The sequence below is a fragment of the Pseudomonadota bacterium genome, from assembly GCA_039714795.1.
Lineage (GTDB): Bacteria > Pseudomonadota > Alphaproteobacteria > JAGOMX01 > JAGOMX01 > JBDLIP01.
This window is the reverse complement of the sequence record JBDLIP010000043.1, coordinates 1-13,235: the sequence shown is the minus strand read 5'-3', so window position 1 is coordinate 13,235 and position 13,235 is coordinate 1. Positions and strand designations below refer to the sequence as shown.

The window sequence follows — 13,235 nt, the reverse complement described above, 5'->3', positions numbered from 1 at the left end:
GAATCGCAAAGATTTTCCAATTCGTGCGACTTACAGTCGCACGTTCGGAAAATCAGCGTTCAGGATGACGGCCGTGTTGGTTTCACTGAACAGCCCTGAACTTTGGCATGGTTCAAAAAGGGGTTACCGACAGCACAACTATAAAAGTTGTACAAATTATAAATCTGACTTATAATTTGCACAGAATTGAATATGGATGAATCCGATGGTTAACCGTGAGATTGCAAATTATATCCGGTAGCTTGCGACAGTGTTCCCCATTGTTTCAGCGACGGGGCCAAGGCGGTCGGCTAAAACGACGCTCGTTAAAGCTCTGTTTTCTGAAAAGCCCTACTTTAACTTGGAAAATTTAGCTAAAAGAGGGCTGGGTCGAGATGATCCAAGGGGCAATTTGATCATTTCCCGCTAAGGTGGGGCAGTAGAGTTAAAATCGAGTTTGAAGTTTGAGGAGTGCAATTGACTATGAGCAATAAATCAGTAGATGTTGCAATAATAGGTGCCGGGCCTGGTGGTTATGTGGCAGCGATTCGTGCCAGTCAATTGGGGCTAAAAGTTGCCGTGATTGAAGGCAACCACCTGGGTGGAATTTGTCTAAATTGGGGTTGCATTCCTACCAAGGCACTACTGCGTACAGCAGAAATTAAATCGGTATTTGCGCATGCTGAGAATTTTGGTTTGAAGGTTAGCGGTGACATTGAAGTTGACTTTGCTAAAGTGATTGAGAGATCACGCGCCGTATCCCAGCAACTTTCTAAAGGCGTTCAGCATCTTTTGAAAAAGAACAAAGTTGAGGTAGTAGATGGCTTTGGAAAATTTATAGATAAAGAGCAGGGCAAGCATAAACTTGCAGTCGAAAAAGGGGGTAAATCTGTGGAGGCGGTTGTTGCTGCCAATGTGATTATTGCCACCGGTGCCAGGGCCCGCTCGCTGCCAGGAATTGAGCCGGATGGAGAAAATATTTGGACCTATAAAGAAGCGATGGTTCCCCAGGCACAACCCAAATCTTTGTTAGTGATTGGCTCTGGGGCTATAGGTATTGAGTTTGCTAGTTTTTACAACGCATTGGGTACCGATGTAACCGTCGTTGAAGTGGTGGATCGCATTCTGCCTGTGGAAGATGCTGAAATTTCAGCACTAGCGCGTAAGAGCTTTGAAGCCAAGGGTATTAAGATTCACACCAGCGCTAAGGTGACTGGTGTGAAGGCAGATAAGGATGGCGTGGTTGCTCAGATAGAGCCTGCAACAGGTAAGGCCGTTGATTTAAAAGTAGATAAAGTCTTGCTGGCTGTCGGCATTCAAGCTAATACAGAAAATTTAGGGCTAGAGCATACGAAAGTAAAGTTGGAAAAAGGAAATATTGCCACCAATCCTTGGTGCCAGACTGAAGAGCCTGGGGTTTATGCCATTGGTGATGTGGCAGGTGCCCCTTGGCTGGCGCACAAGGCCAGTCATGAAGGAGTGCTAGCGGTTGAAAAAATTGCAGGCTTGAAAGGCATTCACCCAATGAAGCGCGCGAACATACCTGGATGCACTTATAGCTCTCCACAAGTGGCGAGCATTGGTTTGACTGAAGAAGCAGCAAAAGCTGAAGGGCGCGAGATCAAAGTTGGGCGTTTTCCATTTATGGCCAATGGTAAAGCCTTGGCGATGGGGGAACCTGAGGGTTTGGTCAAAACAATCTTTGATGCCAAAACCGGAGAATTGTTGGGCGCGCACATGATTGGCGCAGAAGTGACTGAGCTAATCCAGGGCTTTGCGATTGCAAAATCACTTGAGGCTACAGAACAAGATTTGATGCATACCATTTTTCCGCATCCGACTTTGTCGGAGATGATGCATGAGTCGGTGTTGGATGCTTTTGGTCAAGTAATTCACATGTGATAATGGTGGAGAAGGTCGTGCAAGCAGCACCAGGACTAACAAAGAAACCGGATTGGATTCGGGTCAAAGCTCCTGTTTCCAAGGAATATCACGATACGGTTGAAATTGTGCGTAGAGCAAAACTCAATACGGTTTGCCAAGAAGCATCTTGTCCAAACATTGGTGAGTGCTGGGCCAAAAAGCATGTCACGATTATGATCATGGGCAGCATTTGCACCAGAGCTTGTCGTTTTTGTGATGTGGCCACAGGTAAACCAAATCAACTTGACCCAAAAGAACCCGAGCGTGTGGCGCAAACGTTGGCCGAACTTGACCTTTCGCATGTGGTAATTACTTCTGTAGACCGCGATGACCTACCAGATGGAGGCGCCTATCACTTTGCCCGCACCATTCAAGAGGTTCGCAAAGCCAATCCAAACACCACTATAGAGGTTCTAACCCCTGATTTTTTGAAAAAAGAAGGTGCTTTGGAGGTAGTTGTAGATGCAAGGCCTGACGTGTTCAACCATAATCTAGAAACAGTAGCACGGCTTTATCCATCGGTGCGCCCGAGTGCCAGATACTATCATTCGTTGCGGGTGTTGGATCGTGTCAAACAAATGGATTCAAATATGTTTACCAAGTCAGGTATTATGGTAGGACTTGGCGAAGAGCGGCATGAAGTATTGCAATTAATGGATGATTTACGAATGGCAAATGTGGATTTTATGACCATTGGTCAGTACTTACAGCCATCTCCCAAGCATCACCCTGTTCTTAAGTTTGTAACTCCTGATGAGTTTGACTCGTATGAATTGCAAGCCAAAGCCAAGGGATTTTTGATGGTCGCAGCGTCGCCAATGACAAGGTCGAGTTATCATGCGGGGGAGGATTTTAGGAAGTTATCAGAGGCCAGAGGTCAGAGGACAGAGGACAGAGATCAGAGATTAGAGGGCATAGATAAAGAGACAGATGTTTTCTGTTATCCGACCTCTGACCTCTGACCTCTGCCATGAATACCCACGCCGAAAAACGCATCCTCCCCTTCACCGCCAAGCAAATGTACGGGCTTGTTGCCGATGTTGAAAAGTACCCAGAGTTCTTACCATGGTGCATGGGGTGTAGAATTACAAAGCGAGAGAATGACTTTTTGGAAGCCGATTTAATTATTGGTTATAAAATGCTGCAAGAAAGTTTTCGTTCAAAAGTAACGTTGCACCCGCACCATTTAGTGGATGTGCAATACAAATCTGGACCGTTGAAATATCTGAACAATCACTGGAAATTTAAAGATTTACCTGATGGTAGTTGCGAAGTGGATTTCTATATCGATTTTGCTTTTCATTCGTCGATGGTTCAACAAGCCATGAGCTTCTTTTTTAACGAAGCAGTAAAGAAAATGATTCATGCGTTTGAAAAAAGGGCGCATATGCTCTACAAGAAAAATGTTTCGTAACTAATGCCTTCCCTAGCTTCTTCTAATCGTTCTTTTGCTGACTTGAGTTCTGCCTGCAACAAAGAAAAAGCCAGGCCGCAAGCAACCTGGCTTTTCGTAATCCAACGAATGGGGTAGGGGGTTTAGTACATTCCGCCCATACCACCCATTCCGCCCATGCCACCCATACCGGCAGCTGCTGCTGCGCCAGCAGTGGCGTCTTTATCTTCGGGGATATCACCGACCATGGCCTCTGTTGTAACCAACAGACCGCCAATGGATGCGGCATCTTGCAATGCAGCGCGAACCACTTTGGTTGGGTCGATGATTCCAGCCTCAAACATATTGCGAAACTCGCTAAGCTGTGCATCGAAACCAAGGTTAACGTCGTTTCTTTCCTTGAGCTTACCAGCAACGACGGAGCCATCTTCACCAGCATTTTGGGCAATCTGGCGCACAGGGGCCTCTAAAGCGCGGCGGATAATATTGATACCCACCTGCTGATCTTCATTGGCCGTCTTGATGTTATCTAGTGCATGAACGGCATAAAGCAGAGCTGATCCACCACCAGTGACAACACCTTCCTCAACAGCAGCACGGGTTGCATTTAGCGCGTCTTCAACGCGGTCTTTGCGTTCTTTTACCTCAACTTCTGTAGCACCACCAACGTGGACGACTGCCACACCACCGGATAGTTTTGCAAGACGTTCTTGCAATTTTTCACGATCATAGTCAGAAGTAGTCTCTTCAACTTGAGCGCGAATCTGGTTACAACGTGCTTCAATTGATTTCTTATCACCAGCACCATCAACAATGGTTGTGTTTTCCTTGTTAATAGCAACTTTTTTGGTGCGACCAAGCATATCGACAGTCACACTTTCAAGCTTGATGCCCATGTCTTCAGAAATCAACTGACCGTTGGTCAAGATGGCAATGTCTTCGAGCATGGATTTACGGCGGTCACCAAAACCAGGTGCTTTAACAGCTGCGACTTTCAAGCCGCCGCGGAGTTTGTTAACAACCAAAGTCGCCAAGGCTTCGCCTTCAACATCTTCAGCAATGATCAATAGCGGACGTCCAGATTGTGCTACTTTCTCAAGCAGGGGAAGCATAGCTTGCAGCCCTGAAAGCTTTTTCTCATGGATCAGAATATAAGGATCTTCAAGATCACAGGTCATTTTCTCTGAATTGGTTACGAAGTAAGGGGAGACATATCCACGATCGAATTGCATACCCTCAACCACTTCAAGCTCAGATTCTAGCGATTTGGCTTCTTCTACGGTAATGACACCCTCTTTGCCAACCTTTTCCATGGCATGGGCGATCATTTTTCCGATTTCAGCTTCACCGTTGGCAGAAATCGTGCCCACCTGAGAAATTTCTTCGTTGGTGGATACTTGCTTTGAGCGGCTTTGCAGATCAGCTGTGATGGCTTGAACGGCAAGGTCAATTCCGCGTTTAAGGTCCATTGGATTCATTCCAGCAGCAACGGCGCGCACACCTTCACGAACAATAGATTGCGCAAGAACAGTGGCAGTTGTTGTTCCATCTCCAGCAATATCATTGGTCTTGCTGGCAACTTCGCGCACCATCTGTGCGCCCATGTTTTCGAATTTTTCTTCAAGTTCAATATCTTTGGCAACGGTTACACCGTCTTTGGTGATACGAGGAGCGCCAAAACTCTTTGACAAAACAACGTTGCGTCCCTTAGGACCTAGTGTAACTTTAACAGCATTTGCCAGGATGTCGACACCCTTGAGCATGCTGTTTCTCGCTTCAGATGAAAAACGTACTTCTTTTGCTGACATAATCTTTATCTCCTAAAATTTATTTAAGCAGCTTTGCTGCGTGTGACGATACCAAGAACATCTGACTCTTTGAGAATCAAAAGATCTTCCCCATCAATTTTGACTTCTGTGCCGGACCATTTAGCGAAAAGCACGTGGTCTCCGGTCTTGACATCTAGGGGCCGAATATTACCGGACTCGTCTCGAGCACCAGGTCCTGCTGAAATCACTTCAGCTTCGATGGGCTTTTCCTTGGCAGTGTCTGGAATGATAATACCACCAGCGGTTTTCTCTTCTTGCTCAATGCGACGCGCAAGAATGCGATCATGTAAGGGTCTAAATTGCATCTGTTTAACTCCATTCTTTATCAGTTTTAGACTAAAGAAGCTCTTAATCTCACAGCCCATATTCAGCACTGCAAGACAGAGTACAGTTACTGTATAGCGTATACATCGATAAGCGTCAAGATTTTGTTGTTGATACGGGGTGACGTGTTCAAAATTCGACCTCCGACTGCCATCATCCCGGCTCGCTGCATTTTCCATTCCACTCCACTTCCCTTCTATCCTGGGAAAAATGTGCGCCCTAGATAATGATCTAGGCGCGTGACTATGTATCTTTTCAATTCTGATATGTCGGCTCTGATTTTTACCCTTTCTTAACGAATCAGGATGGTGTAGTTTTTCTTCAATCGTGGATAAAAATTTCAATTTTCGAACAAGGTTTAACACATGTCTTTTGAATGGCTCTACCTCTATCTAATACCTTTTATGGTGATGATCACAATCGTTGTGTTTGTGCATGAATTTGGACACTACCTGTTAGCGCGACTAAATGGAGTTAGAGTCGATGTTTTCTCAATTGGCTTTGGTCCTGAGCTTTTTGGCTACAGCAACAAAGCAGGGACTCGTTGGAAATTTAGCCTGGTTCCCCTTGGTGGCTACGTTAAGATGGCGAGTGATGTAAATGCCGCCAGTCAACCTGATTCCAAAGCCATTGCCAAGATGACTGAAGAGGAAAAAAAGGGTTCCCTTTTTCACAAAACGGTGTGGCAACGCATTCAGGTTTCTGCTGCTGGCCCAGTTTTTAACTATATCTTTGCTGTTCTTATTCTTGCTGTGCTCTATACAACAGTTGGGCAAACGCTTCCTTCGGAAAGTTCTAAATTGGGTGCTGTTTTGCCAGACACAGCGGCTGCTCGTGCAGGACTTCAGCCGGGTGATGAGATCATTGCCATTGATGGAAAATCGATTCAGACCTTTGAAGAGTTGCGCAAGACTGTTGCCGTAAATGCAGGACAAGAATTAGAATTTATGGTGCGTCGTCCAGGCAGGCAGCTTTCCTTTACCCTGACACCTGAAGAGCAAGTTATCACAGATGATTCTGGCGCCGAAAAATCAATTGGCTTAATTGGGGTATACCCGAGTACGGCTCAGGTAAAGCGTTCATTTTTAAGCTCTTGGTACTATGCTGGTGAATTTGTTTTGGCTAAATCCTGGGAAACGATAAAGTTTTTGGGACGGATGATTATTGGCCAGGTGAGCGCTAAGGGACTGACTGGGCCCATTGGCATTGCCAAGATTACTGGTGAGTATGCAACTGTTGATTTTGCTACCTTCTTTTGGTTTATGGCATTTATTTCAATGAATCTTGGACTGATCAACCTGTTTCCCATTCCGATGTTGGATGGAGGACATCTGTTGTTTTATTTTATTGAAGCTATACGCGGTCGTCCTTTAAGTGAACGTGCACAGGAATATGGGTTTCGCATCGGTTTTTTCATGGTATTGGCTTTGATGCTGTTTGCCACATGGAATGATTTACGCAAATTGCAGGTGTTTCAGAAAATCGCTAGCCTGTTTTCTTAAAATAGTGAGTTGAATTGAGAGAATGTCTATGAGATTAAGAGTGTTAAGATTTTTTTTGTGTCAATTGTGTCTTGCGGCTTTTGTCACAAGCGCTGCTATAGCTAGTCCCGCGTCCATTAAAGATATAGTGGTTGAAGGCAACCAGCGCATTGAAAGTTCAACGATTCTCTCCAGTATAAAGCTTACTCCAGGAGAATCGGTTAACCAATTTGTTTTGGATAAGATCGTTAAAGATCTATTTAATACCGGTTACTTTGCTGACGTCAAGGTGCACCGTGATGGAGGTAAAATTGTAATTGCGGTGGTTGAAAATCCCATGGTGAACCAGTTGACCTTTGAGGGGAATGATGAAATCGAAGATGATATTCTGAAAGAGCTGATTCGTTTAAAACCGCGGCAAGTTTACACCCTTACCAAGCTGAAAAGTGACACAAAGACATTGCATGACATCTACCGACTGAAAGGATACTTTGCGGCAAAAGTCTCGCCCAAGATTATTCGCCGCGATCAAAATCGTGTGGATGTGGTTTTTGAGATCGAAGAGGGGGAAATTACCAAAGTTGAAAAAATTCTGTTTGTTGGCAACAAAGCTTTTAGCAGCAGCAAGTTAGAGACTGCAATTCAGACAAAAGAGTCCAGGTGGTATCGGTTTTTAACTTCTGATGACACCTACGATCCAGACCGTTTGGCCTATGACCAAGAGCTGCTGCGGCGCTTCTATCTTGAGCATGGTTACGCTGACTTCAGGGTGAAGTCTGCTGTTGCTGAGCTGACACCGGATCAAAAAGAATTCTTTATCACATTTACCTTGGAGGAAGGTGAACGCTACAAATTTGGTGAGCTAACGGTCGATTCTAAAATCGAAAAGGTTGATGCTAAGGAGTTAGAAGGCCTTTTAACTGTAGCCACCGGGGATTGGTACAACACTAAAGAAATCGACAAAAGTATTGAAGCCATCATTGAGTATCTGGGCGGTCAGGGTTATGCTTTCGTTGATATTGTGCCTAAACCCAATCGTTTAGAAGAAGAGCAGATTATTGGAGTCACTTTTGAAATCAATGAGGGCCCCCGTGTTTATATCAATCGCATCTTGGTCAAAGGGAACTTTGTGACCGATGAGGATGTTATCAGGCGTGAGATGAAATTGTTCGAAGGCGATGCCTACAATGCGCATCGGATCAAGCAATCCGAGCGCCGTATTCGCTACCTCGGATTTTTCAAAAAGGTGACAATTACCCAACAAACAGCAGACGCTCCAGATAAGGTAGATTTGATTGTTGAAGTAGAGGAAGAAGAATCAACTGGTGAATTGTGGGTTGCAGGTGGTTACAACACCGCTGAAGGTTTTTTGGGTGATGTGGGATATCGTGAACGCAACTTATTGGGACGCGGTCAAGATTTACGCCTTAAATTTACTTTGTCGAAAAAGCGGCACCAAATTGATTTAGGGTTTACCGAGCCTTATTTTTTGGACAAACCGTTACGTGCAGGATTTGATGTTTTTAACTCGGCTTCGAAAAAATATTTTGGCTCTGCCTTTGAGCACCAGCGGACTGGTGGAAGATTGCGTATGGGATACAATATAACCGATTACCTGTCGCAGAATTGGTTTTATGAGTTGCGAACTGACCGTGTGACCAATGTTCATGCTGGTGCATCTAAGTTTATCCAAGAGCAAGCTGGTAACTCAACGACCTCTATGATTGGTCATGGATTGTCATATGATCGAAGAGATAGCCCGATTAATGCAACTTCAGGTTATTATATAGGTATGTCGAACCAACTGGCAGGTGTTGGCGGAAATGTGCGTTATGCCAAGAATGACTTTTATGGAGGATATCTTTATTCAATCATCGAAGAGTGGGTTTTGGGATTGAAGGCGAATACGGGTATTATGAATGGTCTAGGAAAGCCAGTACGTATCGTTGATCGTTACAATATGGGTGGTGATGGTTGGATGCGAGGCTTTAGAGAAAGCGGCGTTGACCCCAGAGACAAGAAAACACTTGATCCTTTGGGTGGTACAAAGTACTATCTAGCTACGGCAGAGCTCGAATTTCCCATAGGTTTGCCGAGAGAGTTTGGGGTGAAGGGAAGTATTTTCACTGATATTGGTAGCGTATGGGACGCGGAAGAGCCAAAAGATCAAGTGCTACAGACTTCGTCACCCCGTGTTTCGGTGGGAGCAGGTATCACCTGGGTTTCGCCGATAGGGCCGATTCATGTCGATTTTGCACGAGCTGTGCAAAAGGAAGCACATGATCGGCGCAGAACAGTGCACTTTGGATTTGGAACGAGGTTTTAACAATGACGACGAATGTATCAATTTTTAAAAAATCATTTCGCAATGCAGCAATGGGTGTTGCAGTTGCAGCTATCACGGCTTTTGGCGCAGGGCAGGTATGTGCCGGCGGCGCAAAGGATGGAATGGCAAAGGATGTAACGACGCAGCAAGGGGCTGCAATTGCTATCTTGGATGTCAATCGAATCATTGCTGAAGCTAAGGCTGCCAAGGCTGTAAATTCGCAGATGGAAAAATACCAAAAAGATTTTCAAGCGGAAATAAAAAAGCAGGAACAATCTCTGCGGGACCTTAATAATCAGTTAGTTAAGGATGAGAAAAAGCTGGATGCAAAGGCTTTTGAGAAAAAGAAAGCTGACTTTGATGCAAAAGTTGCAGCCCTTCAACGGACTGTAATGACGCGTAACAGTGAGTTGCAGCAAGCTGCGCAAACATCCATGGAGCGAGTTCGTGGAGCGGTTGTTGATATTTCAGAGAAAATTCGTATATCCCGTGGCTTTTCTCTTGTGCTGCCTTCTTCTTTCCCCGTTACGTATGATCCAAAGTCGGATATTACCGATGAGGTAATTGTTGTGCTCAACAAGCAGCTTCCGACAATCAACGTGAAAATTGCTAAAGTAAAAACCCCAGCAATGGCAAAGATTTCTAAAGCGGCAAAAACTGCTAAAGCAAAAACTCCAGCAACAACAAAAACTGCAAAGAAAATCACTACTGAAAAGGCAGCAGCAGCAACCTAGGTAATTTTTCTTTAAAGATGGCAGATGATCGCTTTTTTAAAAACTATGGGCCGTTTTCTATAGGGAAAATGGCCCAAATTGCAGAAGCCGAAATTGCTCAGCCTTTGCCTTCTGGGGTGGATGATTCCAGCCTTTTTCATGATGTTGCGCCGATGGACATAGCGCAGCTACAGCATGTTTCCGTATTTCACAATTCTAAATACCAGGAACAATTGCAAGTATCTCAAGCGGGAGTTTGCATTGTCCATCATGATCACAAAAATTTAGTACCTAAAACTTCTGTGGCTTTGTTGAGCTCGTCGCCTTATCGAGCCTACGCGCTGATAGCCACTGCCTTTTATCCGGAGGCTTTTAAGCTTGACCAAGGTTCTTCGACGCCGATTGATTCTTCTGCCAAGCTCGGAGATGGATGCACTTTTGAGTCGGGAGTAGTTATTGGACCTAAAGCTGAAATTGGTGACAATGTGCATGTGGCAGCCAATACTGTGATCGGCTGTGGTGTTGTCATTGGCAATGGTTGCTCAATTGGTGCAAACGTGACGATTAGCCACAGTATCTTAGGACGTGGCGTTGTGGTCTATCCTGGTGCATGCATTGGACAAGCCGGTTTTGGTTTTTATATGGATGATGCAGGTCACATCCAGGTTCCTCAGCTTGGCCGGGTGCTTATCGAAGATGGTGTAGAAATTGGCTCCAACACCACTATCGATCGAGGTAGCGGGCATGATACTGTAATTGGTGCTGGATCTCGTTTGGATAACCTGATACAGGTTGCTCACAATGTGCGTTTGGGTAAGGGGTGTGTAGTGGTAGCTCAAGTTGGCATTTCTGGTAGCACCCAAGTTGGTGATTTTGCTGCCATTGCAGGGCAAGCGGGACTAACTGGGCACTTGAATATTGGTAAAGGAGCGCGAATTGCTGCGCAAAGTGGAGTGATGCGTGATGTTCCCGAAGGCGCTGCTGTGGGCGGGAGTCCGGCTGTATCAGCCCACCTTTGGCATCGCCAAAGTGTTGCTCTGCAAAGACTCGCTCAAGGAAAAAGGAGAAAGGCAGATGTCAGTTGATCAATTAAAAAAGGTTTTCTTAACATCGGTTGAAGATATTGAGTTGGACGTTGAGCAGGTTCAGGAGTTAATCCCCCACCGGTATCCAATGCTGATGATTGACCGTTTGACACAAATTGTTAAGGGTGAAAGTGCGGTGGGTATCAAAAACGTTTCGATCAATGAACCATTTTTTGCTGGCCATTTTCCAGGCCGCCCGGTTATGCCTGGGGTACTCGTCGTTGAGGCTTTAGCGCAAACAGCAGGTGCATTAGTCATCTATTCGTTGGGTGATGATGCCCATGGGAAACTTGTCTATTTTATGTCTATCGAAAGTGCTCGTTTTCGCAAACCCGTTGTTCCTGGAGATAGTTTGCAATTACGGGTAAAGAAAATTCACCACAGAGCAAATATGTGGAAATTTGAAGGTTATGCATATGTGGATGATAAAGTACATGCTGAAGCTACATATACAGCAATGATTGTTAATCAATAGTCTTAGAGCGTTAAAATAGTTATGCCAGAAAATATACATCCTACCGCAATTATCTCGCCTGATGCTGAAATTGGTGCGGGGGTACAGGTAGGTCCATATTGCTGCATCGGTGACAACGTCATCCTTGGTGATAATGTTCGTTTGCGCTCACACGTGACCGTTGATGGACACACAACAATAGGGGAGGGGACTGAGATTTTCCCGTTTGCTTCCATTGGCCTGCCGCCGCAAGATTTAAAATATGATGGCGAACATTCAACTCTAACGATTGGTAAATATAACCGTATCCGCGAATATGTGACCATGCAACCTGGTACCAAAGGTGGTGGTTTAAAAACTACTGTAGGAGATCATTGTTTGTTCATGGCAGGAGCACACGTGGCTCACGATTGCCATATTGGTAATCGGGTCAATATGGCTAATTATGCAACTTTGAGCGGGCATATCACAGTTGGTAATAATGTGACCATTGGTGGGTTGGCGGCAGTACACCAGTTTGTACGTATTGGCAATCATGCGTTTATTGGCGGTATGGCAGGAATCAGTTATGATGTTATCCCATATGCACTGGTGATGGGACGGCCGGCAAATCTTGCAGGGCTCAATATTGTGGGAATGCGCCGCAAAGGAATCCCTAGGGATGAGTTGGAACAGATTTTGCAAGCGTATGATTTAATCTTTGATAAGGAAAAAGGGACCCTGGTAGAACGAGTTGAGCAAGCTGTACAGTTGCACGCAGATCAAGCCAAGGTAAAAGAGATTTTGGATTTCATTCAAGCTGACTCAGCTCGCAACCTTTGCATGCCAGAATATGGAGCTGACACAGCTCGGTTGCGTACTGCTATGTCCTCTGTGCCTAGTTGACTCTCATGAGAGTTGATCTTCCCAAATTAGGTATCATTGCTGGTAATGATGACTTGCCGCGTTGCGTTATTGAGCGATGTAGGAAGATCAATCGACCCTATTTTGTCCTCGCATTCAAGGGACAAACAGATCCACAAACACTTGATGGTAGTGATCACGCATGGGTGAGGCTAGGGGCTGTTGGCAAGGCTCTGGGCTATATGAGAGTTGCAGGTGTTGAAGAACTTGTGCTTGCAGGTGGCATTCGTAGACCTTCTTGGACAGAATTGCGACCCGATCGAGTCGGGGCAAAGTGGCTTGCCAAGCTTGCCAAGCATGCTCGAGGTGATGACAGTATTTTTCGCATTTTGACTGCTGAATTAGAAAAAGAAGGATTCCGGGTGATTGGCGTTGAAGATATTATCGGCGATGAAATTTTAGCATCTGCAGGAGCTTCGGGAGCCCATCGTCCTGATGAACAGGCAGAACAAGATATTGCCCGTGGCTTAGAGATTGCAACACATCTGGGACGCGCTGATGTTGGGCAGTCTGTTATTGTGCAGCAGGGCATTGTTTTAGGTGTTGAGGCGGTTGAGGGAACCAATGCGTTGATAAAAAGATGTGCAGAGTTAAGGCGACCAGGCCCTGGAGGGGTGTTGATTAAAATTGCAAAACCTGGGCAAGAGCGCCGGGTGGATCTGCCAACCATTGGTTCAAAGACAGTGCGTTTGACAGTAGCATCTGGATTACGGGGCATTGCTGTTGAAGCAGGAGGCGTGCAGATTTTGGATAAATCTGAGGTGATTCGACTTGCAGATGAGCATGGGATTTTTTTGGCAGGGGTTTCATGTCAGAAATCAGAAG

General features: G+C 45.4%; 12 protein-coding genes. 10 read left to right on the top strand and 2 right to left on the bottom strand.

Annotated features, from left to right (window positions below):
* The first annotated feature begins 462 nt into the window (after positions 1 to 462).
* From lpdA to ABFQ95_04605, 3 genes are read left to right on the top strand one after another with little or no spacing between them, the layout of a single operon-like run.
* Positions 463 to 1,881, top strand: coding sequence for a dihydrolipoyl dehydrogenase (lpdA, locus tag ABFQ95_04615; GenBank protein ID MEN8236808.1), 1,419 nt, complete (start codon positions 463 to 465; stop codon positions 1,879 to 1,881).
* A gap of 2 nt (positions 1,882 to 1,883) precedes the next feature.
* Positions 1,884 to 2,864, top strand: a complete 981-nt coding sequence (gene lipA / locus ABFQ95_04610; protein MEN8236807.1) for a lipoyl synthase — start codon at positions 1,884 to 1,886, stop codon at positions 2,862 to 2,864.
* Between the two features lie 8 nt (positions 2,865 to 2,872).
* Positions 2,873 to 3,316 carry a type II toxin-antitoxin system RatA family toxin gene (locus ABFQ95_04605; GenBank protein ID MEN8236806.1) on the top strand — a complete coding sequence of 148 codons (444 nt, stop codon included), beginning with the start codon at positions 2,873 to 2,875 and terminating at the stop codon, positions 3,314 to 3,316.
* 122 nt (positions 3,317 to 3,438) lie between these two features.
* Here ABFQ95_04605 and groL read toward each other — a convergent pair whose 3' ends face one another.
* Both groL and ABFQ95_04595 read right to left on the bottom strand, forming a co-directional pair.
* Positions 3,439 to 5,103 (bottom strand): chaperonin GroEL, encoded by a 1,665-nt coding sequence (gene groL, locus ABFQ95_04600; GenBank protein ID MEN8236805.1) that lies wholly within the window; start codon positions 5,101 to 5,103, stop codon positions 3,439 to 3,441.
* Positions 5,104 to 5,126: 23 nt separating this feature from the next.
* Positions 5,127 to 5,429, bottom strand: coding sequence for a co-chaperone GroES (locus ABFQ95_04595; GenBank protein MEN8236804.1), 303 nt, complete (start codon positions 5,427 to 5,429; stop codon positions 5,127 to 5,129).
* Positions 5,430 to 5,813: 384 nt separating this feature from the next.
* On the opposite strand from ABFQ95_04595, the gene rseP reads away from it, so the two are divergent.
* From rseP to lpxI, 7 genes are all read left to right on the top strand, one after another.
* Positions 5,814 to 6,950, top strand: coding sequence for an RIP metalloprotease RseP (gene rseP / locus ABFQ95_04590; protein MEN8236803.1), 1,137 nt, complete (start codon positions 5,814 to 5,816; stop codon positions 6,948 to 6,950).
* A 40-nt stretch (positions 6,951 to 6,990) separates the two neighbouring features.
* Complete coding sequence (gene bamA / locus ABFQ95_04585) at positions 6,991 to 9,255, top strand: outer membrane protein assembly factor BamA (GenBank protein MEN8236802.1); 2,265 nt, start codon at positions 6,991 to 6,993, stop codon at positions 9,253 to 9,255.
* 2 nt (positions 9,256 to 9,257) lie between these two features.
* Complete coding sequence (locus tag ABFQ95_04580; protein ID MEN8236801.1) at positions 9,258 to 9,989, top strand: OmpH family outer membrane protein; 732 nt, start codon at positions 9,258 to 9,260, stop codon at positions 9,987 to 9,989.
* Positions 9,990 to 10,057: 68 nt separating this feature from the next.
* Positions 10,058 to 11,053: a UDP-3-O-(3-hydroxymyristoyl)glucosamine N-acyltransferase gene (gene lpxD, locus ABFQ95_04575; GenBank protein ID MEN8236800.1), complete on the top strand. Its 996-nt coding sequence runs from the start codon at positions 10,058 to 10,060 to the stop codon at positions 11,051 to 11,053.
* Positions 11,043 to 11,528: a 3-hydroxyacyl-ACP dehydratase FabZ gene (fabZ, locus tag ABFQ95_04570; protein MEN8236799.1), complete on the top strand. Its 486-nt coding sequence runs from the start codon at positions 11,043 to 11,045 to the stop codon at positions 11,526 to 11,528. Before lpxD ends, fabZ begins: the two co-directional genes overlap by 11 nt.
* Positions 11,529 to 11,549: 21 nt before the next feature.
* Positions 11,550 to 12,392, top strand: coding sequence for an acyl-ACP--UDP-N-acetylglucosamine O-acyltransferase (lpxA, locus tag ABFQ95_04565; protein MEN8236798.1), 843 nt, complete (start codon positions 11,550 to 11,552; stop codon positions 12,390 to 12,392).
* A 5-nt stretch (positions 12,393 to 12,397) separates the two neighbouring features.
* The coding region (gene lpxI / locus ABFQ95_04560; GenBank protein ID MEN8236797.1) for a UDP-2,3-diacylglucosamine diphosphatase LpxI at positions 12,398 to 13,235 on the top strand (838 nt) is incomplete at its 3' end.

Excerpts from the sequence above, each read along its gene's own strand:
- ABFQ95_04605 (MEN8236806.1), top strand. The coding sequence starts at position 2,873 with ATGAATACCCACGCCGAAAAACGCATCCTCCCCTTCACCGCCAAGCAA.
- lpxD (MEN8236800.1), top strand. The coding sequence starts at position 10,058 with ATGGCCCAAATTGCAGAAGCCGAAATTGCTCAGCCTTTGCCTTCTGGG.
- ABFQ95_04595 (MEN8236804.1), bottom strand. The coding sequence starts at position 5,429 with ATGCAATTTAGACCCTTACATGATCGCATTCTTGCGCGTCGCATTGAG.
- lpdA (MEN8236808.1), top strand. The coding sequence starts at position 463 with ATGAGCAATAAATCAGTAGATGTTGCAATAATAGGTGCCGGGCCTGGT.
- rseP (MEN8236803.1), top strand. The coding sequence starts at position 5,814 with ATGTCTTTTGAATGGCTCTACCTCTATCTAATACCTTTTATGGTGATG.
- lipA (MEN8236807.1), top strand. The coding sequence starts at position 1,884 with ATGGTGGAGAAGGTCGTGCAAGCAGCACCAGGACTAACAAAGAAACCG.
- lpxA (MEN8236798.1), top strand. The coding sequence starts at position 11,550 with ATGCCAGAAAATATACATCCTACCGCAATTATCTCGCCTGATGCTGAA.
- ABFQ95_04580 (MEN8236801.1), top strand. The coding sequence starts at position 9,258 with ATGACGACGAATGTATCAATTTTTAAAAAATCATTTCGCAATGCAGCA.
- groL (MEN8236805.1), bottom strand. The coding sequence starts at position 5,103 with ATGTCAGCAAAAGAAGTACGTTTTTCATCTGAAGCGAGAAACAGCATG.
- fabZ (MEN8236799.1), top strand. The coding sequence starts at position 11,043 with ATGTCAGTTGATCAATTAAAAAAGGTTTTCTTAACATCGGTTGAAGAT.